The sequence below is a fragment of the Sphingobacterium sp. genome, assembly GCF_032065005.1.
Classification (GTDB): Bacteria; Bacteroidota; Bacteroidia; order Sphingobacteriales; family Sphingobacteriaceae; genus Sphingobacterium.
In genome coordinates, this window is record NZ_DAMBMM010000001.1 from 263,965 (window position 1) to 285,942 (window position 21,978).

19 protein-coding genes are annotated in these 21,978 nt (G+C 40.1%); 6 read left to right on the forward strand and 13 right to left on the reverse strand.

All coding sequences use genetic code 11. From position 1 onward, the window contains the following. Window positions 1–3: 3 nt before the first annotated feature. Both RT138_RS01135 and RT138_RS01140 read right to left on the reverse strand, forming a co-directional pair. On the reverse strand, window positions 4–972 hold the full coding sequence (locus RT138_RS01135) for a YafY family protein (RefSeq protein ID WP_313189149.1): 969 nt from the start codon (window positions 970–972) through the stop codon (window positions 4–6). A 7-nt stretch (window positions 973–979) separates the two neighbouring features. Then, on the reverse strand, window positions 980–1,816 hold the full coding sequence (locus RT138_RS01140) for an MBL fold metallo-hydrolase (RefSeq protein WP_313189150.1): 837 nt from the start codon (window positions 1,814–1,816) through the stop codon (window positions 980–982). A 203-nt stretch (window positions 1,817–2,019) separates the two neighbouring features. Between RT138_RS01140 and RT138_RS01145 the strand changes: the two genes are divergently transcribed. From RT138_RS01145 to RT138_RS01155, 3 genes are all read left to right on the forward strand, one after another. Beyond that, window positions 2,020–3,144, forward strand: coding sequence for an aldo/keto reductase (locus RT138_RS01145; protein WP_313189151.1), 1,125 nt, complete (start codon window positions 2,020–2,022; stop codon window positions 3,142–3,144). A 62-nt stretch (window positions 3,145–3,206) separates the two neighbouring features. Further along, window positions 3,207–3,659: a putative quinol monooxygenase gene (locus RT138_RS01150; RefSeq protein WP_313189152.1), complete on the forward strand. Its 453-nt coding sequence runs from the start codon at window positions 3,207–3,209 to the stop codon at window positions 3,657–3,659. Between the two features lie 146 nt (window positions 3,660–3,805). Further along, window positions 3,806–4,045, forward strand: coding sequence for a hypothetical protein (locus RT138_RS01155; RefSeq protein ID WP_313189153.1), 240 nt, complete (start codon window positions 3,806–3,808; stop codon window positions 4,043–4,045). A gap of 770 nt (window positions 4,046–4,815) precedes the next feature. On the opposite strand, the gene RT138_RS01160 is transcribed toward RT138_RS01155, so the two are convergent. The 3 genes from RT138_RS01160 to RT138_RS01170 form a co-directional block, all read right to left on the reverse strand. Continuing rightward, on the reverse strand, window positions 4,816–4,947 hold the full coding sequence (locus RT138_RS01160) for a hypothetical protein (RefSeq protein ID WP_313189154.1): 132 nt from the start codon (window positions 4,945–4,947) through the stop codon (window positions 4,816–4,818). A 121-nt stretch (window positions 4,948–5,068) separates the two neighbouring features. Then, on the reverse strand, window positions 5,069–7,258 hold the full coding sequence (locus RT138_RS01165) for a glutamine synthetase III (protein ID WP_313189155.1): 2,190 nt from the start codon (window positions 7,256–7,258) through the stop codon (window positions 5,069–5,071). A gap of 201 nt (window positions 7,259–7,459) precedes the next feature. Beyond that, window positions 7,460–10,255, reverse strand: coding sequence for a prolyl oligopeptidase family serine peptidase (locus tag RT138_RS01170; protein ID WP_313189156.1), 2,796 nt, complete (start codon window positions 10,253–10,255; stop codon window positions 7,460–7,462). A 99-nt stretch (window positions 10,256–10,354) separates the two neighbouring features. Here RT138_RS01170 and RT138_RS01175 point away from each other — a divergent pair, with 99 nt between their 5' ends. After that, window positions 10,355–11,089, forward strand: a complete 735-nt coding sequence (locus RT138_RS01175) for an SIMPL domain-containing protein (protein WP_185212470.1) — start codon at window positions 10,355–10,357, stop codon at window positions 11,087–11,089. A gap of 906 nt (window positions 11,090–11,995) precedes the next feature. Here the strand turns inward: RT138_RS01175 and RT138_RS01180 are convergent. The 7 genes from RT138_RS01180 to RT138_RS01210 form a co-directional block, all read right to left on the reverse strand. Beyond that, window positions 11,996–12,391 (reverse strand): PepSY-like domain-containing protein, encoded by a 396-nt coding sequence (locus RT138_RS01180; RefSeq protein WP_313189157.1) that lies wholly within the window; start codon window positions 12,389–12,391, stop codon window positions 11,996–11,998. A gap of 92 nt (window positions 12,392–12,483) precedes the next feature. Continuing rightward, window positions 12,484–12,927 carry a PepSY-like domain-containing protein gene (locus tag RT138_RS01185; RefSeq protein WP_185212466.1) on the reverse strand — a complete coding sequence of 148 codons (444 nt, stop codon included), beginning with the start codon at window positions 12,925–12,927 and terminating at the stop codon, window positions 12,484–12,486. 81 nt (window positions 12,928–13,008) lie between these two features. Next, window positions 13,009–14,286, reverse strand: a complete 1,278-nt coding sequence (locus RT138_RS01190) for a HAMP domain-containing sensor histidine kinase (protein WP_313189158.1) — start codon at window positions 14,284–14,286, stop codon at window positions 13,009–13,011. Then, entirely contained in the window at window positions 14,286–14,957 is a 672-nt protein-coding gene (locus RT138_RS01195; RefSeq protein ID WP_313189159.1) for a response regulator transcription factor, read from the reverse strand. The genes RT138_RS01190 and RT138_RS01195 overlap by 1 nt, the downstream gene beginning before the upstream one ends. 61 nt (window positions 14,958–15,018) lie before the next feature. Further along, window positions 15,019–17,103: a TonB-dependent receptor domain-containing protein gene (locus RT138_RS01200; RefSeq protein WP_313189160.1), complete on the reverse strand. Its 2,085-nt coding sequence runs from the start codon at window positions 17,101–17,103 to the stop codon at window positions 15,019–15,021. Between the two features lie 37 nt (window positions 17,104–17,140). Next, window positions 17,141–18,430, reverse strand: a complete 1,290-nt coding sequence (locus tag RT138_RS01205) for a BamA/TamA family outer membrane protein (protein ID WP_313189161.1) — start codon at window positions 18,428–18,430, stop codon at window positions 17,141–17,143. Between the two features lie 99 nt (window positions 18,431–18,529). Beyond that, window positions 18,530–19,420, reverse strand: a complete 891-nt coding sequence (locus tag RT138_RS01210) for a pyridoxal-phosphate dependent enzyme (RefSeq protein WP_313189162.1) — start codon at window positions 19,418–19,420, stop codon at window positions 18,530–18,532. 64 nt (window positions 19,421–19,484) lie between these two features. Between RT138_RS01210 and RT138_RS01215 the strand changes: the two genes are divergently transcribed. Then, the gene (locus RT138_RS01215) at window positions 19,485–20,516 is read left to right on the forward strand and encodes an RluA family pseudouridine synthase (protein ID WP_313189163.1); all 1,032 of its coding nucleotides are present in this window, start codon (window positions 19,485–19,487) and stop codon (window positions 20,514–20,516) included. A 15-nt stretch (window positions 20,517–20,531) separates the two neighbouring features. Further along, entirely contained in the window at window positions 20,532–21,389 is an 858-nt protein-coding gene (locus RT138_RS01220; RefSeq protein ID WP_313189164.1) for an aminotransferase class IV, read from the forward strand. 2 nt (window positions 21,390–21,391) lie between these two features. Here the strand turns inward: RT138_RS01220 and RT138_RS01225 are convergent, their stop codons facing one another. Next, window positions 21,392–21,850, reverse strand: a complete 459-nt coding sequence (locus RT138_RS01225; RefSeq protein WP_313189165.1) for a DUF1572 domain-containing protein — start codon at window positions 21,848–21,850, stop codon at window positions 21,392–21,394. Window positions 21,851–21,978 lie beyond the last annotated feature (128 nt).

Genomic DNA, 21,978 nt, shown 5'->3' on the forward strand with positions numbered 1-21,978 from the left:
ATACTATTTTATGTTGTTTTGTATAGCCTGAAAGAGTTTATTAAAGCTGTGCTTAAGCTCTTCAGGCTCTTTTATTTCTATCTTGTCGCCAAACATCATGAGCCATCGCGGAAACTCATGTTCTATGTCGCGACTTTCAAAAACCATCTCTATTTTATCCCCAACCTTAACTTCAGATACAAATCCATAAGTATTTCTTTGCCAGCGCATAAAAGGAGCGAAGTCACGGCTAACCAGAATCTTGGATTTGATCTTGGGTAGCTCGGGTGATTTCTGGTTCGACATGTATTCATCAATGCTGATATGCCTTTTGCTGAACTTGTTTTCCAGCGCTGTGACCTGTGCAATCCGATCACTCCGGAACTGCCTGAAGTCCATTCGTTGCAGGCAATAGGCAACGATATACCAAAAGCCTATCTCGTGGACAATGCCTATTGGTTCAATTATCCGTAGAATGGCTTCGTCATCCTTGATGCCTTGGTATTCAATTTGGATCTGGGTTTTATTGGCAATGGCTTCAATGGCGGTGCTCAATACATGCGGGACCTTTTCAGGGAAGATAGGTACATGCTGTTTGCGCATGATGATCTGTTCCTGCATGTTGGTCACCAGGTCTTGGTCGTTGCTCTTTAAGATCGCCTTGATTTTCATCAATGCGGAAGAGTAAAGCGAGAAACCAGCTTGATCAAGGTATTTCTCGGCTAATTTTTCCGTAGCGACAAAGCAAAGGGCTTCTTCCTTACTGAATGAAACCGGCGGAAGACGGTAGCCGTCCATAATACTGTAGCCCATTCCAGCTTCGCCAATCAATGGAACGCCAGCCTGTTCCAGGCTTTTGATATCCCTATAAATGGTACGAAGGCTGACATCAAATCGATCGGCCAATTCCTGCGCCTTTACAATCCTTTTAGATTGCAATTGAATCAATATCTCAACAATACGGTCGAATCTTTTCTTGATATCTACGGACATGAATAGCTTAGATTTCGCTTAATTTAAAAGTGTCTTTCAGTCTAATTCCTTTTTCGGTGTACTGCAAGGTTGCGCACTCATTTACGGAGTCATGCTCGAAGAACATGATATATTCATTATCAACGATCTCTTTCCAGTAATCTTGTCTTTCCTGCATGGTTACCAGTGGTCTCACATCATAGCCCATGACATAGGCAATTGGAATATGTCCAACAGAAGGCAGTAAGTCCGCCATGTAGAGAATGGTTTTTCCTTTGTATTGGATCTGCGGAAGCATCATGGCTTCGGTATGGCCATAGGCAAAGCGCATATGGATCTCAGTGTCGTATTGAGGACTTTCGATATCGATAAAGTTCAGTTGCCCGCTTTCTTGGATCGGCATAATGTTCTCCTTCAAAAAAGACGCTTTCTCCCTTGGATTAGGATTAACTGCCCACTCCCAATGGTCCTTATTGGACCAATATCTTGCATTTTTGAATGCCGGCAATAGTTTTTCACCTTCTCTTTTAATGGCATCACCACAATGGTCAAAATGCAAATGGGTCAATATTACGTCGCTAATGTCATCACGGTGGAATCCAAGTTTAGCTAAGGACTTATCCAGCGTATCGTCGCCATGCATATGCAGATGGCTAAAGAATTTTTCATCCTGCTTGTCACCGATCCCTGTATCGACCAAAGTCAATCGCTTTCCATCTTCAATAAGCATCAAACGGTTAGCCCAGGTACATAAGTTCTTATCGTCAGCAGGATTCGTTCTCTGCCAGAGGCTTTTTGGTACAACACCGAACATGGCGCCACCATCTAATTTAAAGAATCCAGTATCTATACTATGTAGTTTCATTTGTGATTGCTTTAACGGTTCCCAACTTGGCAGATCAGCCAAGTATTATAAAAATGATGTTTTAAGTCGGCTAAATCAAGTATAATTTAAGATTTCCGGCATAATTGCACATATATGTAATTTTGGTATTTAATTCTGTAATCCATATAAGCTTTTAATTGTTTATTGTACAGACCTTTGGAATACACTAAACAAAAGAGAAAATGAGAACAAACAATCGCAGAGAATTCCTAAAGAGTGGTGCCTTGGCCGGATTGGGACTGATCAGCTCCAATGTTTTATTTGGCAGTACGACCATGGAAACGAATATGAATAGCAATTCTAATCTCCAAGAAAAGGGAATGCGGATTTTAGGTTCGGGAAAACATCAATTAGCGGTGTCCGCATTTGGCTTAGGCTGTATGGGCATGAGTTATCACCGCAGTTTTGTTCCTGACCGTCAGATGAGCATAAACCTGATTAGAAAAGCAGCAGAATTAGGCTTAAATTTCTTCGATACCGCCGAAGCTTATGGTCCGCGGATCAATGAAGAATTAGTAGGAGAGGCCTTACAGCCTATTCGTAAGGATATATTGATAGCAACTAAGTTTGGCTTCGTGGACGGGGTTCCGGCCAAAGGCTTGGACAGTAGACCAGAAACTATTAAGAAGATGGTTGAACAATCCTTAAAACGCTTGAAGACAGATTATATAGATTTGTTATATCAACATCGGGTTGATCCAAATGTTCCGATGGAAGATGTTGCCGGAACGGTAAAGGAATTGATCGAGGCAGGGAAAGTCAGGAACTTTGGCCTGAGTGAAGCAAGTGCTGAAAATATCAGGAAAGCCCATGCTGTGCAACAGGTAACGGCCTTGCAAAGTGAGTATTCCTTGGTTACTCGCCAACCTGAAACCACAGTGATACCTGTTTGTGAGGAATTGGGAATAGGTTTTGTTCCTTACAGTCCATTGAGCCGTGGATTGATAACGGGTTATATCAATGAACGGACGAAATATAATGCCGATAATGATAACCGTCCAGCCTTGCCACGCTATCAAAAGGATGCCATTATTGCCAATTGGCCTTTGATCGATGTGCTTAAGGATTTTGGAGATCATAGAGGGCTGACTGTAGCTCAGGTGGCATTGGCATGGATATTGGCCCAAAAACCTTTTATAGTTCCCATTCCAGGTACCACTAAACTGGCACACCTGAAAGAAAACCTGGATTCTCGGGAGTATCAATTTGATCCGACTGAATTAAAGGATTTGACAGCAGCACTGGATAAGATCAAGATTGTAGGAGAAAGGGCTGTCGGTCAGCAGGCAAGTCAGATTAATAATTAAGAATTGCAGGCACAACAATATTGCTACTTTTTTGATTATTATTAGTAAAAAATAGTCATGCTATGGAAATGAAAGTTTATTTGAGGAGTTTTTTGGTTTTTTTAATGCTTTTTAGCTGTGGAAATCTCTTTTCTCAAGAAAAATCTGGGGATTTAGTTGGAAATAAGCAAATTCACTTGGTCAGGATAGCAGAAATTGATGTAATTCCAGAATATTGGGAAGAATATAAGGAGATTGTTCTGTATGGAGCTAGAGAGTCCGTAGAGAAGGAGGAAGGGGTCATATCGATCCTTCCCATGGAGATCCAAGCCGAGAAACATAAAATCAGGATCCTGGAGATCTATAGGGATCAAAAAGCCTATGAGGACCATATCAAGTCCAAACATTTTCAGCATTATAAAACGTCGACCTTAAAGATGATCAAGGATTTGAAACTGGTAGATATGAATGCCTTGGATGTTGGACTTATCAAGAAGATTTTTATTAAAGAAAATATCAGGGAGAAGAAAAAGTAACTACCGTAATTGTGGTATCTAATACCGTAATAAGTATAAAAATAACAAGGCTAAAAGCGGGATATTTGAGGAGTTAGTTTGTTATTTTATTAAAGAATAGCATCAATTGAGGGGAAAGGGAAATTCCCCTCTTTTTTTGAACCAGGATGCCCTTCGGCGCCCCCCTCGACTCCGCTCGGGGTACAGCTCAGGGTATGGGATGGGGGGATGGACCAAGAACCGGTTTTGAACCAGGATGCCCTTCGACGCCGCTCAGGGAACGGGATTGGAGGATGGACCAAGATAATTCCGATGGTCGAGCGGAGTCGAGACCCGGCACAGGATTGTTGATTTGGGATTGGTTTTTCAATATCGATACCGCATACGCTCACCACTTACAAACCTAAAATAATTTCAATCATAGGGTGAATAAAACCTTTATCCAAACCTTAAAATCGACAAAAAATAGTTTTCTCATCTTACGATTTCGAAATGACAAAATCTTCCTAAAATAAAAACAATAGATTCTTCGTTTCACTCTGAATCCCTCCCTGTAAACTTCCAATTCTGAACGATCAGTGAGGAATCTGTACGGTTCTCTATAAAAAATGTCTGTCATTCTTTACTGAAGGTAAAGAACCTGTACGCCAATGGAATTATGGTTTGTATCGTTCCGAGATCGTTCCTTCGTCACGATGACACCGGAAAGGGAATGAACCGGGGGCTAAAGGACTTCCTTCGGAAGGAGGGACGTTTGTAGAAAACCCACAGCGTGGGTGGAATCTTTATAGAAAATAGATGGACGAAAAGACCAACCCACAGCGTGGGTGAAATATTTTTCAGTAGTTCTTGTTAAAGAAAGAAAACAGTTCGTTCGCTGTGCTCACGAAGACATCGATCCAAAAAATAAGAAAATAGATTCTTCGTTTCACTCTGAATCCCTCCCTGGAAACTTCCAATTCTGAACGATCAGTGAGGAATCTGTACGGTTCTCTATAAAAAATGCCTGTCATTCTTTACCGAAGGTAAAGGACCTGTACGCCAATATAATCGGCAATATTTATTCAAAATACGCCCCTACGCATTTTGCCGCCTTTTCAGGAGGAGTAAGGCCATAATCATGGTCCATCCTCTTATCCTTGGATCCTGGTTCAAAACCAGTTCTTGGTCCATCCTCTCATCCATTCCATCCTGGTTCAAAAAGCGGGCGTATGCCATACGCCCCTACGCATTTTGCCGCCTTTTCAGGAGGAGTAAGGCCATAATCATGGTCCATCCTCTCATCCTTTCCATCCTGGTTCAAACCCATATCCAATAAACCCCTACGAAAGTGTCTAAAAACTGAGTTTTGTTCCCTCTTTTCCCCACAAAAAAGGGGCAATCTTTTCAGATTACCCCTTAATGGTTATTGTTTCTTGTTTAGTTAATGCTTAGTGGATGAAAAGCAATTCGCGTAATTTTGGCAATGGCCATTTAGCGTCATCAACGATTTTTTCAAGTTTGTTGACGTGGTAGCGGATTTCGTCGAAGAATGGTTTTACAACCTCGTCGTAAGCGATCGCTTTTTCACGCATGTCGTCGATGGTATTTGCTTTTTTACGGGCTTGACGCATTTCCTCTGCTTGTTCAAGGATAATGTTCACGTGCTTGGATATACGCTCCACATAGTTTAGTTGTGAACTGTATGCTTCCTTGCTCAGACCTAAGTCCTTAAGACCTTTTACGTTTTCAATCAATTGGTTTTGATAGATCAAACATGCAGGGGCAATCTGACTGGTTACTACATCACCAATTACACGAGCCTCGATTTGAAGTTTCTTGAAGAAGTTCTCCAACAAGATCTCATGTCTAGCTTCAGATTCACGTCTTGAGAAGATACCTAAAGTTTCGAAAAGCTCTAGAGATTCTGGTTTCACATAGATATCTAGGGCTTTTGGTGTAGACTTGATGTTAGAAAGTCCTCTGCCTGCCGCTTCAATTTCCCATTCTTCACTATAGCCATTTCCTTCGAAACGGATTGCTTTTGAATCTTTGATGTACTTACGGACAACATTTAGGATCGCAAGATCTTTCTTAATTCCTTTTTTGATCTGTTTGTCGACTTCATTTTTGAATTCAATCAATTGCGTAGCAACGATTGCATTCAAGATGGTCATTGGCAATGCTGAGTTTGCAGAAGATCCAACTGCGCGGAACTCGAATTTATTGCCGGTGAAGGCAAAAGGAGAAGTACGGTTACGGTCGGTGTTATCCAATTTCAAATCAGGGATTTTTGGAATACCGTGCCATAGGTTTGCATCAGCCTTAACTTTTTTGGCAACGCGAGCAGATTCTACCTCTTCTAAGATTTCATCCAATTGAGACCCTAAGAAGATGGAGATAATCGCTGGAGGAGCTTCGTTGGCACCTAGGCGGTGGTCATTGGAATGACTTGCAATAGATGCTCTCAATAGGTCGGCATGCTCATAAACAGCTTTGATGGTGTTGACGAAGAACGTCAAGAACATCAAGTTGTTTTTAGGAGTTTTTCCTGGCGAAAGCAGGTTCACACCTGTATTGGTGATCAAGGACCAGTTATTGTGTTTTCCGGATCCGTTTACACCGCTATACGGTTTTTCATGTAGTAACACCTTGAAGTTGTGACGAATGGCAACTTGTTCCATTACGTTCATCAACAATTGGTTATGGTCGATAGCCAAGTTGATCTCTTCAAACATAGGAGCACATTCAAATTGAGAAGGGGCAACCTCGTTGTGACGAGTTTTCAAAGGGATACCTAATTTCAGGGCTTCGTTTTCAAGGTCCACCATGTAAGCTAATACACGCTCTGGAATCGCACCGAAGTAATGGTCCTCTAATTGTTGTCCTTTAGCTGACATGTGTCCAAATAAGGTTCTTCCTGTCAATTGTAGGTCAGGACGAGCGTTATATAAGGCAAGGTCAACCAAGAAATATTCTTGTTCGATACCCAAAGAAGCATTTACTTTGGTAACGGCTTTATCAAAATATTGAGCAACATCAGTTGCAGCTTTGTCAATAGAAGCGATTGCTTTTAATAAAGGCGCTTTGTAATCTAGGGATTCGCCAGTGTAAGAAACGAATACGGTAGGGATACATAAGGTTTTGCCAGCACCAGTTTCAAATATAAAGGCAGGGGATGAAGGATCCCAAGCAGTATAGCCTCTAGCTTCGAAAGTATTGCGGATACCGCCGTTCGGGAAAGAAGAAGCATCCGGTTCCTGTTGTACCAATGCATCCGCGTTGAATTTCTCGATTGCGCTTCCATCCGTGTCCGGTTCAAAAAAAGCATCGTGTTTTTCAGCAGTTGATCCAGTCAAAGGTTGAAACCAGTGGGTATAGTGCGAAGCACCATTTTCTAGGGCCCAAGTTTTCATGGCTTGCGCGATGTAGTCCGCTAATTCTCTGCTGATCTGTTTTCCTTCGTCGATAGATGATTTTAATTCGCTAAAAGTAGACTTTGAAAGGTAATCTCTCATTTTAGAGATGCTGAACACATTTTTATTGAAAATGTGAATTGCGCGTTCTGAATTTACCTCAGTTGTTTCGTTGAACATGTGCTTTGAGGCAGTTTCAACTGCGGCTAGTCTGGAGTTTAACATGCTGTTAATATTAGATATACTTAAGTTTTTGTTGATTACTGATTTTTTCTTCTAAATTTTTATCAAAAGTATAGTAAAAACATTTTACTTGGATAAAAATTTTGAAAAAAAATGTAAAAAAGTACGTTTTTTAGTGTTTTTTAACAAAAACAGGCGGTAATTCTTGAAAATTACCGCCTGTTTTGAGTTTCTATTGTAAAATTAGTTGACTTCAAGTCCCCAATCTATACCTTTTTCTGTTGCTTTGACTCCTTTCTTGATCCAATTTGCTGCTGGTTTTCCTTTTAGGAAGTGATCGAAGAATTGAGCTTCGCGAATTTGGATGTCTTTTCGGTTCTGTCTTTGGATTAGGTTGTGGTCATCGCCGTTATAGTTCAATAACCAAACCGGTTTATTCAATCTTCTCAATGCTGTAAAGAATTCAATCCCTTGGTACCAAGGCACAGCTCCGTCATTGTCGTTGTGCATGATAGCTACAGGTGTGTTGACCTTATCCATAAAGAACAGTGGCGAGTTCTCTATATATAAATCTCTAGCCTCCCAAAGTGGTTTTCCGATTCGGCTTTGGGTATTCTCATATTGGAACTGTCTGGACATTCCCGTTCCCCAACGGATTCCACCGTAGGCTGAGGTCATGTTAACAACGGGAGCACCAGCCCATGCTGCGGCATACATATCGGTACGGGTAATCAGGTGTGCAACTTGATAACCACCCCAGCTCTGTCCTTGGATTCCCATTTTGGTAGAGTCCACCCAATTGTTGTTTCTAGCCAAATGATGCATACCCGAATTGATAAACTCTTCAGCTGATCTTCCTGGATAGCCAGTTTCATAACGGATGTCCGGTGCGAAGACCAAATAGCCATTACTTACGAAATAAGGGATATTCAAACGGGATGGAGTAGGAGCCGGCGCTTGGTAGCCATATAACCCATCTGATAGCGTTTCGTAGAAATAGGCAATAATAGGATATTTCTTATTCGGATCGAAATCTTCAGGCTTATAGAGGATACCTTCCGATTTATAGCCTTTTGGCGTGGTCCAATGTACCAATTCAGCCGTTCCCCAGTTATAATTCGCCTGTTGCGGATTAATATCAGATAGTCTGGTTTCGTTTTTGAAGTTTGCTAATAGATATAAATCCGGTGAATGCTGATAATCCTCTTTTGTATAAATAAGCTTATTCAATTTTTCATCAGCATTAAGCATTCTATAAGTATGCGGACCAGACCATAGTTTGCTGATCTCTTTTTTGCCTAACTTATAGAGACCTTGGTTTTTGTCGATTTTATTGAAACCATTTAAGAAAACAGTCTTAGATTCATCGATCTGGTTGTAATTGATCCTTGGGTCATCGTTCCTATACAGGTTTTCCATACGATAGACCATTTGGTTTTGTCTTCCAAGGCCGTTGGTTAAGTTGGTTTTGTTCTTGCCATCAAGGCTTAACTTCCAGATATCATATCGATCATTGATATAGATGTATTTGCCATCCTTTGACCATCCAGCGATTCCATAGGGACCTGGAGCGGCAGGGACATCATTTTCTTCATCCACAAAGCTGACCTGCAAGCCTTCATTCAGTTGCTTCGTGCTTTCAGATGCAATATGGAAGCTGTACCAATTGCCATTGCTGCGGTTGAAATAAACGATATAATCGCCATTCGGTGCTAATGCTGCATATCCTGAGTTGGATTTTGTGACCAATTTATTTTTGCCTGTCAGGGTTGAGATTGCGTAGATATCAGAACGCATGCCACCTTCCCATTGGGTTTCTATCCTGTATTCCTTGTCGGAAGTCGCCATTGCCCATTCGTTGTCAGCATCGCCAGTCAAGGAGATTCTGTTGAATGTTTCATCAGATAATGGGATCACATTTCGATTGGATGCCAGATTGACCATTGCGGTATAGTTCCTGGAAAGGTCCCTTCTTAGGTTAACCAATTGCATAGGTTGCAGGTAATCATCTTGCCAGTGCCAGATATCCACTTTGGCATGTTCGAATTCCACCAAGGTGGTGTCCTTTACCCTTGGAATTGGAGCCAATCCGAAAAACAGTCTTTTTCCAGATTTGCTAAAGGTTAAGGAGCCATCACCTGATACAAACCAGTTTTGAGGAATCCCATTGGAATTTCTATCAGCCAATATCACGGCTGAGTCTTGATTTGCGGTATAGTAATAAAGCTTATATTCTTTAAGCAGGGATTTTTCAGGAGTCTTGTCTGCCAAGAAGCTCAATTGCTTCGTAGCATCATCAAACTGAATGTTCTTATAGGTCCCTTTCCCTGAGCTTATTTTCTTTTTAGATTTGTTGGCCAGGTCCATAATAAATAGACCGGATTCATTTAAAGAGTCTTTTTCTGGGCCCTTAATGGAATAGACCAAGAATTTCCCGTCATCACTCCATTCGTAACTATCGGCTTTTAAGATATTGCTTGTGTCAGCCGTATTTAAGTTGAGGACAGTTAAGGTAGGGGTAGGTTTTTCTTTTTTGGATGCAGATTTCGTTTTACTGCTGTCCGAGCTTTTGGGGATGATGGTTTCGTGCAGGAAGGCGACGAAGTCATTTCCATCCTTTGCGATTTTATAGGATTTAACCTGTGCAAATTTGCTGTACTGGTTTTTCGCGATATTAAAGACCAAAAGAGAGTCCTTTGGCATTTCATCAGGTTTCTTCTTCTTGATCTTTGCCTGTCTTACTTCCTGAAAAGGGGCTTTAATTAAGCTAAGCAAATGTTTTTCATCCTTGGTCAGCTTAAGGTCTGCACCTCTAGGGATTTGAAGCAGTTGTTGATTGTTTGCATTTTTTAAAATGGAAGTCGCATCACCTTCTTGTGGAGTAATGCTATAATAAATCAGATTTCCAGATTTGCTGATCTCAGGTTTATTGATAACATTCCAGGAATCATAAACAGTGTGATCAATTGGTTTTTTCTGTGCATAAGTTAGTGAAATTGCACTTAAACCAAATAGTATTAAGCCAAATTTACGTTTCATATAATTTGATGTTTGGAATTTCAATAATACCCAAAATTTGTTAACTTAGGTTAGGTTAAAAGATAACAATTTTAGTATAATCGCATTAATTCACTTTATATGAAAAATACAGGTATTATAATCAGTATTATCGCCGGCCTATCCATCATTGTATTTGCCATGATCTTTGGTAATGCCTATAAGTATAAGTACAGAAATTCCAATACGATTAATGTGACCGGTAATGCGATGACTAATTTTGAGTCTGATATCGTGAAATGGTCTGCAGTGTTCAGCCGTAAATCCATGGATTTAAGTGAAGCCTCCGAACAATTGAAGCGAGATCGTGAATTGGTGAAGGATTTTTTGGTTCGCCAGGGAATCAATGAAAAAGAGATTCTGTTCAATGCCGTTAATATTGCCCGTGACTTTACCTACCATACCGACCAAAACGGAAATAGCTTCAATACCTTTACCGGATATAGCCTTTCGCAAAATGTTTCCATTGAATCAAAAGATTTAGATAAGGTTGCCAACGCTTCGCGTGAAATCTCCACCTTGATCTCGCAAGGGGTAGAGTTGGCCTCCAATGCTCCTAACTACTATTTCTCTGGTCTTGAAGACTTGAAATTGAAGTTAATCTCTGAAGCTTCCCAGAACGCAAAGGTAAGGGCAGAAAACATCGCTAAAGAAGCCGGTTCTTCCTTAGGCTCCCTTGTGAAAGCCGATTTAGGGATCTTCCAGATTACCGGTCAGAACGAAAATGAAGAATATTCCTATGGTGGTGCCTTTAATGTGACCTCAAGAAAGAAAACCGCGAATATTACGGTGAAGACTAGTTATTTATCTGAATAGGATTTAGTATAAAGTATTTAGTATTTAGACTTTGTTGGACTTGGATATTGAGATAGGGCAAGCCAATGAAGGTTGATTGGCTAGAAACTGGGCTTGATGCCGCTTGGGGTACCTCATCTTCGGTTAGCACCCTGGGGTCATCCTGACGCAGGAAGGGTTTTGGAATATTACATACCAAATTTTGGGAATAATTGCATTGGGGAATATTTTCTTCATCTTCGGTTAGCACCCTAGGGTCATCCTGACGTAGGAAGGATCTCGGAATATTACAAACCTTAGTTTCTGAAGAATTGCACTGGCGTACAGGTCCTTTACCTTCGGTAAAGGATGACATGGGGGTGGAGAGGTGAACCGTACAGATTCTTCACTCACTGGTCGTTCAGAATCAAAATGTGCTAAAGAGGGATTCAGAGCGAAGCGAAGAATCTATTGTTTTTATTTTTTTAGGATCGTTGTCATCTTGAGCACTGCGAAAGAACTGTTTTTTTTCTTCAAGAAGATTTATTGAAAAACATTTCACCCCCGCTAGGGGTTGGCCATTACACACAACCTATTTCTACAAAGATTTCACCCAAGCTGTGGGTTGACATAAAGCAATAGTTTATGGATAATATTGAGGTTTCTCTGAATTATCTCAAAATACATAACTCCAAAATCAAATATATCAGCTTTTGCATTGACGTACAGGTCCTTTACCTTCGGTAAAGGATGACATGGGGGTGGAGAGGCGAACCGTACAGATTCTTCTCTGATCGTTCAGCCTTAAGGGTGACACGGAGAAAATAAAATAGAAGCATTGAACGGAGGTAGGTTCTCGGAAAAAATAGATATAAATAGAAGGTCCTTTGAATAACCAAAGGACCTTTTTTTGTCTAAATACTAAATACTTTCTACTAAATACTCCTTCTAAGGATCTATTCTAACGAATTTACCGTCTTTGTCGAAAACCAGGTCTAATCCGTTTGTTAGTTCGACATCGTAGCCGTGTTTTTCTTTTTCAATGCTATTGATGCCAGCATTAGCATAGTTTTGTTTTACATAGTCTCTGATAGCTGCAGGGATCAAATTATCTGGTAATGTTGCTGTATCGGCTTTTGCGTCGATATCTAACCATTGACCATTTTTGTCGAATTTGATCTCGATTCCGTTATCAAGGAGTACATCAAATTCTTTTCCTGAAAGGCCTTCTTTTTCTTCAACTACGGATAAGATTTTCACGCCTTTGAAGTTTTCGTTTAAGAATTGATTTGCACTTTGTGGAAGCTGATCCTCAGTAACTACGGACTCTTTATCACAAGACATCGTTAAAGTAGCGAATGATAGAAGAACAGTTAGTGCTAGAAGTAATTTTTTCATTTTAAAGTTTTATTAAGATTATTGTGTGAGTATTTCAATTAGTCATCAATCTTGATGAAGTCTGCATTTTTGTTGAATTTAACTTCGATTCCGTTGGTTAATTCAACCTCATATCCCTTTTTTTCTTTTTTGATCTGTACGATATTGTTGTCAGGGAAGCTTTTCTGAACATAAGATTTGATTTTTGCAGGAACGATGTCTTGAGGTACTGCAACAGTATTTGCATCTACTTCAGTCCATTCACCTTTGCTATCAAATTCCACCTCAGTTCCACTAGCAAGCACAACCTTGTATTCAATAGGGGATAATGTTTCCTTTTCAGATTTTGTCAAGGCAACTTTATCATTTGCATAATGCTTTTGAAGGAAGTTTTGCGCTGTTTTAGGCAAGTTTGCAACTTCAATTACTTTTTCTTGAGCCATTGCTTGGAAAGATGATCCAGCAATAAACAATAACATCAGTGTTTTTATTAGATTTTTCATATCGTTTAATTTTTTGTTTAATCAAATTTCTATGTCAAATCTGGAAAGAATTGGGAAAAAGGGGATTATTTTGGAATTATTTCAAATTTTTAGTTTAAAATGTTGTTCTGCTTGGGCATATCCGTATTCAATTCGGATATGAGGGTATTTGTCCAGGATCGTCTGGACGATCGAAAGACCAAGTCCATTGGATTGGCTGTCCTGATTGCCTTTATGGAAGCGTTTGAAGATATACTGAGGGTTTAAAGCTCCATTTTCGCTGCTATTGGCAAAATCAATCTCTCTTTTGTTTACCGTTATTCGGATAAACCCTTCTTTATAATTGTATTTTATGGCATTCCTAAGCAGGTTGGAAATCAAGATATGGGCAAGGTCAAAGTTGAGATTAGCAATAAATTGATCATGCTGGATAAAATCGACTTTCAGTTCCTTGAATTGAATGAAATCCTCCAGTTCTTCCAGTTTCCTTTTGATCAGGTCATTGAAATTGACCTCGGTGCTGCTGCTGTATTGATTGTTTTCGATCCTGGAAAGCATAAGCAAGGATTTATTCAGGGCCACCATCCGGTGAAGAGCCTGTTTAGCTTCTGCAATTTTAATGGTTTTTTCCTCAGGGAGGTCACCTTCTTGCAGGAGTAGGTCTAATTTGCCTATAGTAATGGCCAAAGGTGTTTGAAGCTCATGGGATGCATTCTCTAAAAACAGCTTTTGTTCTTCGAATAGGCCTTCATTGCGGTCAATCATTTGCTTAATCTGGGTATTTAGCTCTTCAAACTCCTTGACCTTAGTGACGGTAGGTTCGAAGGTCTTGCTATGACCAAATCGGTAGTTGCTAAGGTTTTTTAAGATATTTTGAAATGGTTTCCAGCCCTTGCTCATCACGAAATAATTGATGATCAATATGCTCAAAACGATTACGAGGTATAAAACTGCAAGTGCTATAGCGAGATTGATCAGGTAATCATCCTCTTCGACTGTGGATGTTCTGATGTCCAGGCCATAGGCTATCCGATCTTTTGAGTAGAAGCCCGTTTTTAAGATTCTGTATGGTTCATCTTCATCATCATAGGGCATATACATAAATTCCCTTGAAAAATGGTTTTTGTCGATATCTTCCTTGGCTTCAATGGGGTAGATCTTGAACTGGTTTATCCCATATTCCTTGTTATTATTGATAATATCGGGATTGTTGTAGGCTTCACGGATAATTTCTAACTTTTGATTCTTTAGGCCATCATCGATGTTGTCATAGACTTCATCCATCAGGAAGGCATAGAACAGCAATGCCCAAACTGCCATAATGATCAGGATGGCAATGGCCAGAAACTTATTGGTGTAATATTTTATTGAAACCGACATTATACTAATTTATACCCGACCCCATAAACTGCCTGAATATCCATGTCCGCAGCCGATTCTTTTAGCTTCTTGCGGATATTTTTAATTTGTGAATAGATGAAGTCCAGGTTGTCCGCTTGATCGGTATGGTCTCCCCAAACCGACTCAACCAAACTGGTTTTTTCCAGTAACCTGTTAGGCCTTAATAGGAAATAGTGAAACAGGTCAAACTCCTTACGGTTAAAGTTGATGGGGCTTTCGTTGATTTGGACAATTCTGCTCTCTGGATTAAGACTAACATTTTTATATTTAACCCATTGTTCACCCTCATTGGAATTCCTGCGGATAATGGATTTCACCCTAGCCAGCAATTCAGCAAGGTGGAATGGTTTGGCGAGATAATCGTCCGCCCCAATCTCTAATCCCAAGACTTTGTCCTCAACAGAATCTTTCGCTGAAAGGATCAGCACCGGTTGCTTTTTATGCTCCTCCTTAAGTGCCCGCAGAATATCAAGTCCACTGCCACCGGGGAGCATGATATCCAGCAAAATGCAGTCATATTGATAGTTCATTGCTTTTTCTAGGGCTGTATTGTAATCTGTTGCTGATTCAATTAGGAAGTTTTCAGATTTAAGGAATTCTTCCATGGTGAGCAATAGCTCTTTCTCGTCTTCAATAATTAGTATCTTCATCTTATATCAGTTTACAATAAAGCCAATAGATTCTGGAAAGAATCTGGAATAAGCAATAACCTTACAGAATTACTTTGACTCCGGCATAGAAATTCCGAGTAGGTGCGGCATTAAAATAACGGTTACCCATTGCATTTATGTCATTTCCGAGGCTGTATTTTTCGTTGAGGATATTATCGGCGCCTGTGAATACCTGTAATTTATATCTACTGGAGATAGGGGTTAGCCAAGATATTTTGGCTTGCAATACATGGTATTTAGATGCTGAAACTGTATTGGCATCGTTTAATGGAATGCTTGAGGTGAAATTGTGCAATATGTTTAAATCTATATCCTTTATGAACTTGAAGGATAGTGTATTTGCCCATATCCAATTCGGAACGGAGGTAACTTTGTTTCCATTAAAATTGTTATCCCCAATCACATACTCCTTGAATTTATAATCTTGGTAAGTTAGGTTGCTGGAGAGAATCAAGCCATTTAAAAATGCTGCGTTTTCATTGGCTATCAGCTGAGTCAGTACCTGTGCTTCGACTCCTTTTTGATCAATACTACCTGCATTTTGGAAAAATTCATTTCCAGCATCGTTCAGTTGTCTGATGATACCATTTTTCATTTGGTAGTTATAGGCAGCAAGATCTGCAATAAATCTACGGTCATGGGTTTCGAAACGAATTCCAGCTTCATAGTTTACACCGGTTTCTGCGTTGAGGTTTTGGTTGATCTGATTGTCTGAGGATCTTACTTCGGCAATAGTAGGGGTTGAGTATCCTTTTGAAATGGAAGCCCTGATAGCGAAGTTATCTGTTGCGGCATAGGATAATCCCAATCTAGGCATCCAGCTCTTGTCAAAGTTGATTTCTCCATTTACATTGACCTCGCCTTCAGCTGTTTTCTTAAAGTTTATATCGTTAAAGTTCAAACCAATAGATGCCTCTGCTGTAAGTTTTTGATAAAGTTTGGTTTTGAATCTATAGAAATAGAAATGTTGAAAGTTTTCTAGCTTGTCATCATCAGTTAGGTTACCAATTTTTCCCAATTTATTGCTGTAATTCTTGACATTGTACCAGCCTTTTTGTCCTTCGCCTCCTAATTGCATCTCCCATTGGAAATCTTGCTTATCGATATTTTCGTAAGAGAAGTATGTCCTAAAACCTAGGTTTTTCTCAATTCTGGATTCGTAATTGGTAATAAATGGATTCTCAAGGTCGGTATAACTACCAAATATGGAAACCACATTTTTCAATCTATTTGTTATTTGGTATTCATTGGTAATACCGCCTATAAATGTTTTATTGTAAATAGCAGCTTTTTGATCTTTAGCGCTTTGGAAAGGTCCGCCAGCTGGCCTGAACTGTGTTGGATCCTCATCATATTGTTGTTGGGTCAATGCGCCAGGAGTTTGATAGCCCATGTCGGTATAAAGGGCGAATCCCTTTAATTTACCTTGGGTATTGTATTTCCATTGATGCGCTGTCTGGAAAAACAATTTATCCATTGCGGTATGCTGCCGATAGCCATCTGACCGTAAATAAGCTTGGTCAAATGAGAAGTTATAGTTTTCATTGACCTGATGGTTAATCTGCAGTTGTTCATGGAATAAACCGAAGGAACCTCCAGAAAGCATTAAGGATTTTTCATTGTTGACCTGTCCGAAACCTTCAGGAATAAAGCGGATGACACCCCCTGAATTTGGACCATATAATGAACCATCTGGACCTTTAATGATCTGGATGCTATTGATCCCTACAGGATCAAGGATATTTAGATAGGTGTTCCCGCTTGCGTCGGTAAAAGGGATTTCATCTAAATATATCTTGGTGTTCCTGACTCCAAAAGGAGAGCGGAGCATACTTCCCCGAAGTGCTAGACGGTAGCTACCGGGTGATCTTTCTTCCATCCTCAATCCACTGGTCGTATTGATTGCACTCAAGAAGCTGCTAGGAGCCTGAGATTCTATCAATTTTTTGGATACAACCTTTGCGGAGGTCGTTAGATCCAACATGGCCTGTGAATTGAAATGGGCTTTTATTTCAATAGGTGCAATTTCGTTGATACTGGTATCCTTTGAAATGGTTTGTGCATTTGCCGATAAGAAAGAAATGGTCGCTGAAAGGCTGATTAAGCCAAATTGTTTAAAATACATGAAGGTTAATATTGTTAAAATATTAATATATAAATAATTAGAATGCTTCGTTTAAACCCAAGAATAAACCATGCTGCCCAAATTTACCAAAAGCATAATCAATACAAAGGTTAGTTCGGGTCGCTTTGTTAAATAATAGTCTCAGGCCGGCACCAGCAGCTGGTTGCCAAGTCTGGAAAAGCTTGGTTCCCATTTTATCATTTGCAGTTTGGATATTTGCAAAGACGACACCGCTTAGGAACTGGTTCCTTAAAATTGGGTATCTATATTCTACTTCAGAGTAAAAGAAGGAAGTTCCTTTGAAATATCCCATGGTATATCCTCGGCCGCTACGGGCGTAAGTGTCTTTGGCAGTACCGGGAAGATCGATATATGGAAGTTTGCCGCCTAGGTTATAAGATCCAAAGTTCCAAAAAGCAATGACATGGTTGGGTCTATCCGTAGATAATTGCCAATATTTTCTGAAATCTGTCTGTAATTGATAGGCATTATGTGTGCTCCCCAGCCAAGTTTGGTTCATGCGAAGGACCATATCTACATAATAGCCTTTGTAGGCAGAGTTAGGGTTATCTCTGGTCATATATTGCATATTGACCATAAAACCGTTGTTGTTTACGCGGGTGGGATCAAAATCATTCCATCTGCTGTAAATTTCTACAGGTGACATGTTTTCTTGGCTCCCAACCGTACTTAACTGTCTTTTTAGTTCGAAAAATACACCAACACCAACGAAAGCTCCGGGGAATAATTGTTTATACACCCGCTCATTGATGGTGTAAGCCATATATTTATTGACATATCGTTGTCTTTCCGGGTTGTTCAGGATGAGTTCTTCTTCAGTTGGGTTCTCTAATGTTCCGCCAATTCCGAGTCCGTAATCAAGTCCTACCGCTTTTGCTACCATGGCCCCGCCCTTTATGTTCCATTTGTTGCCAGGGGTGTAGATGTCATGCAGGAGATAGCCCACGATAATACCACGGGTAGTAGCGCTTAATGCGGTGGCAGCAATGGACATGGTGGTATTGGGTTCATTACCGAGTACTTTTCCACCAACAGCTTTTATTCCAATTTGGGCGCCGATAGAAGGGTTGTAGTTAATGTTGGGAAGGTAGGAAATTGCAGATCTTTTACCAGAAGGTTTTTTGTTGTCTTTTTTGAAAGGATTGATATCCCTGAATGCATCGACAATATCGTATAAATGGGCGGTAGGGAGTACACTGTCCCTTTGTTCTTTCGTACTAACCGTATCGTGGATTTGTATTTGAAGCGCGAAGGATGGTGATAGAGCTAAGACAAATAATAGTAGTAATAACAGCTTTATGCGCATTTTATTTTTTTATTATTGGTTGATTTAGTGGTAAATGCTGATCCATTTGGCCGTAAAAATATTATTAATAAGTGATTTCACTTTAAGATTAATGTCATTTTACTTGTTAAAAAGATCGAGGTATCCCAATAGACCCGTTATTCCACCTGTATGAATAACCAATATTTTGCTTTTCGGTTTGAAATAATCTTTCTCCATAAGATCATAAACCGCATACAGGAGCTTTCCCGTATAGGTAGGTTCGACCATGATTCCAGTGGAGCTGACAAATTTTTTGATAAAGTCGATCAATTCTGGTTTGGTCTTCGCATATCCAGAGAAATGATAATCCGGGTGCATGATAATCTTTTCGGTCGGCACATTCCATTGTGAGAAATCTGCCAACAAGCCATCGGCTCCTTTTAAAATAGGGACAGAATGGATTTGGGATTTGAGTTTTTCTTTTTCAATCCCTAGTTGAAGTCCAGCGACCGTAGTGCCTGTTCCTGAGGCTACAAAGATATGTTCGTATTCTTGTTTGAGTTCCGTGATTAGCTCCGCACAACCTAATAGTCCGCGTTCGGATTTTCCACCTTCATCAATAAATAGACTGTTTAGTGGGTCGTGGTTTTTTGAGAAAAACTCGGCTTTGTTTCTATAAGATTCTCTATCTACGAAGTTGAGCTTGAGGCCGAATATTTTGCACATATCCAAAACGGGATTTCGTATTTCCTCGCCACGGACGTAGGCGGTTGCCTGGAAACCGAAAGTTGCAGCTGCAGCAGCACAGGCCAAGAGATGGTTTGACCAAGCGCCTCCAAAAGTCACTAAATGATTGATGTCTTTTGATTTAGCATATTCCAGTTGATATTTTAATTTTCGCCATTTATTCCCCGAAATAAAGGGATGAATTTTATCATCACGTTTGATAAAAAGACTGATTTCTTTTTCTTGGAATCGGGAGTCGGATATTTCTTCTTCGGGGCTGAAAATTTGAAATGGCAAATGCATGGGATAAAATTATGCTTTTTTCTTGCAGGAAAAAGAATGATTATAAAAATGCTATTTTTGCAGCATGACAGATCATTTGGATAACGAGCAAGAGGAGCAGGAGCTCTATGAACATTTAAGAATTGTTGCGGATAAAGGGCAGGCCTTGTTGCGCATCGATAAATTCTTGATGAATAGGGTTGAAAACACTTCACGCAACCGGATTCAAAATGCAATAGATGCTGGAACGGTGAAGGTCAATGATAACGTCATCAAGGCAAGCTATAAGGTAAAGCCTTTTGATGTCATTACCGTGGTATTGCCCGATCCGCCAAGAGATACCGAGGTATATCCAGAGGATATACCCTTGGATATTGTTTATGAAGATGATGACGTATTATTGGTTAATAAAGAGGCTGGTATGGTCGTTCATCCTGGTTTTAATAATTACACCGGTACCTTGGTCAATGCCTTGACCTTCCATCTCAACCAGTTGCCGACCCTTCCGGGAAATACCGGACGTCCTGGATTGGTCCATAGGATTGATAAGGATACTTCGGGACTTCTCGTCATTGCCAAGAATGAATGGGCGATGACCTTTTTAGCAAAGCAGTTTTTCGAACATAGCATCACCCGAAAGTATGTAGCCTTGGTTTGGGGGGATATTGTTGAGGACGGAACCGTATCAGGATATATTGGTCGGAACCTAAAGGATAGGAGGATCATGGATATGTACGAGGATGAGGAGAAGGGGAAATGGTCAGTTACACATTACCGAGTTCTGGAGCGTTTAGGCTATGTTACCTTGATCGAATGTCAATTGGAGACAGGTAGGACTCATCAGATCCGTGCCCATATGAAATCCATTGGTCATCCACTATTCAGTGATGAATCCTATGGTGGTGATAAAATCTTAAAAGGTACTTCATTTTCTAAGTACAAGCAGTTTGTTGAGAATACCTTTAGCTTACTTCCCCGTCAAGCCCTGCATGCCAAGAGTTTAGGATTTATTCATCCAAAATCTAAAGAATTTTTGCATTTTGAGGTACCAATGCCGGAAGATTTCCGTTTAGCATTAGAGAAATGGAGAAGTTACAGCTCAATTAATCAAAGTTAGATTCTAAAAATATTTATGCCCACACATTTTATTAACTACAACGGTACTGTGGTACCTCAAGATATGGCTATACTAGACGCTGATAGCCGCGCATTCCGTTATGGAGATGGTATTTTTGAAACCATGTTATGGAAGGATGGAGATGTCCGTTTTCTGGACCTCCATTTGGAGCGCTTGGCTGAAAGCATGGGGATGCTGCATTTTGATGATGCCGACCAATTTGATTCCTTTTTTATCCGCAGTAAGGTGGAGGAGTTGCTTCGCAAAAATAATATGGTGGGACAGCAAGCCCGCGTTCGCCTTATCGTCTTCAGGCAAGGGGGAGGGCTGTATAGTCCGGAAACCAATAAAGCGGCCTATATTCTGCAAGTAGAACGAAAACCAGAAACCTTAAGGGATAAAAAAACGGGTTTAATCATTGATATATATACCGAGTACAAAAAGGCTTATTCAGAGCTATCTAAGATAAAGTCCAATAATGCCTTGATCTATGTGATGGCAGGTCTTTTCAAGAAGAAAAATGCCTTTGATGAAGTCTTGATCCTTAATCAATCTGGTAACCTTTGTGAGGCTTTAGCCTCCAATATTTTTATCTATTATGACAAAGTGCTCTATACGCCAGCACTATCGGAAGGATGTATTGCAGGGGTAATGCGTCGCGTAGTGATGGATATGGCGCAGGAGCAAGGTATAGAGGTTGTTGAGGCTGAAATAAAACCTGATATTGTCAAAGTAGCGGATGAGATATTCTGTACCAATGCCGTTGAAGGGATTCAATGGGTGATGGGTTATAAGCACAAACGCTATTTCAATAAGATTTCAAGGATTTTCCAAGATAGGTTATTGTCTTGGTCCTATGAGACTGAGGAGTAAGATCACATTAGCATTTTTTTGAGGAGGATTACTTGTCCAAGGTGATAATAGGCATGTTCAATCTGTCCATCGATATTTCTTAAGTAGGAGCCATATTTTTCATCGAAGAAATCTTGCTGCAGTTGTGCATCATTGATTTCCTCAATGGATTTGGCGAGGATTTCAGATTGATAGAATAGATCGTCCTTTAATGTTTGCCATTCTTCATTGTTTTTTAAATCAACCTTGGGAAAGCTAAGTGAATCCTTAATATCCAAGTTTCCGCTTTGGAAAAACTGGTTTATCCCCTTGATATAATAATGGACATGGAAACTGAGGTCATATATTCGGTTGATATTGGGGATTTTTTTCATGGCAAGTTCGAAATGGATACCACTCAATTCTTTTTGCCAATTGCTGTTCGCGATCCAAGTCCCGGAAAGCATGACTTCCCTGAACCTATTTGCTAGGTACTTACACATAAGGAGGTTTATTGAATAGCTTAAATGCTGTTTATGAGCCAAATATAACAAAGAAAAAGGGATAGTTTTTGCTATCCCTTCCTAATTAATATATAGTTATTTGTGATTCAAGGCTATAATCAACGTGG

What these genes read in the sequence shown, in the direction of transcription:
- RT138_RS01170 (WP_313189156.1), bottom strand. Translation starts at nt 10,255, where the DNA reads ATGAAACGTAAATTTGGCTTAATACTATTTGGTTTAAGTGCAATTTCA.
- RT138_RS01150 (WP_313189152.1), top strand. Translation starts at nt 3,207, where the DNA reads ATGGAAATGAAAGTTTATTTGAGGAGTTTTTTGGTTTTTTTAATGCTT.
- RT138_RS01155 (WP_313189153.1), top strand. Translation starts at nt 3,806, where the DNA reads ATGCCCTTCGGCGCCCCCCTCGACTCCGCTCGGGGTACAGCTCAGGGT.
- RT138_RS01225 (WP_313189165.1), bottom strand. Translation starts at nt 21,850, where the DNA reads ATGTGTAAGTACCTAGCAAATAGGTTCAGGGAAGTCATGCTTTCCGGG.
- RT138_RS01180 (WP_313189157.1), bottom strand. Translation starts at nt 12,391, where the DNA reads ATGTCTTGTGATAAAGAGTCCGTAGTTACTGAGGATCAGCTTCCACAA.
- RT138_RS01165 (WP_313189155.1), bottom strand. Translation starts at nt 7,258, where the DNA reads ATGTTAAACTCCAGACTAGCCGCAGTTGAAACTGCCTCAAAGCACATG.
- RT138_RS01190 (WP_313189158.1), bottom strand. Translation starts at nt 14,286, where the DNA reads ATGTCGGTTTCAATAAAATATTACACCAATAAGTTTCTGGCCATTGCC.
- RT138_RS01195 (WP_313189159.1), bottom strand. Translation starts at nt 14,957, where the DNA reads ATGAAGATACTAATTATTGAAGACGAGAAAGAGCTATTGCTCACCATG.
- RT138_RS01205 (WP_313189161.1), bottom strand. Translation starts at nt 18,430, where the DNA reads ATGCGCATAAAGCTGTTATTACTACTATTATTTGTCTTAGCTCTATCA.
- RT138_RS01210 (WP_313189162.1), bottom strand. Translation starts at nt 19,420, where the DNA reads ATGCATTTGCCATTTCAAATTTTCAGCCCCGAAGAAGAAATATCCGAC.
- RT138_RS01200 (WP_313189160.1), bottom strand. Translation starts at nt 17,103, where the DNA reads ATGTATTTTAAACAATTTGGCTTAATCAGCCTTTCAGCGACCATTTCT.
- RT138_RS01215 (WP_313189163.1), top strand. Translation starts at nt 19,485, where the DNA reads ATGACAGATCATTTGGATAACGAGCAAGAGGAGCAGGAGCTCTATGAA.
- RT138_RS01175 (WP_185212470.1), top strand. Translation starts at nt 10,355, where the DNA reads ATGAAAAATACAGGTATTATAATCAGTATTATCGCCGGCCTATCCATC.
- RT138_RS01135 (WP_313189149.1), bottom strand. Translation starts at nt 972, where the DNA reads ATGTCCGTAGATATCAAGAAAAGATTCGACCGTATTGTTGAGATATTG.
- RT138_RS01140 (WP_313189150.1), bottom strand. Translation starts at nt 1,816, where the DNA reads ATGAAACTACATAGTATAGATACTGGATTCTTTAAATTAGATGGTGGC.
- RT138_RS01145 (WP_313189151.1), top strand. Translation starts at nt 2,020, where the DNA reads ATGAGAACAAACAATCGCAGAGAATTCCTAAAGAGTGGTGCCTTGGCC.
- RT138_RS01220 (WP_313189164.1), top strand. Translation starts at nt 20,532, where the DNA reads ATGCCCACACATTTTATTAACTACAACGGTACTGTGGTACCTCAAGAT.
- RT138_RS01185 (WP_185212466.1), bottom strand. Translation starts at nt 12,927, where the DNA reads ATGAAAAATCTAATAAAAACACTGATGTTATTGTTTATTGCTGGATCA.
- RT138_RS01160 (WP_313189154.1), bottom strand. Translation starts at nt 4,947, where the DNA reads ATGGGTTTGAACCAGGATGGAAAGGATGAGAGGATGGACCATGATTAT.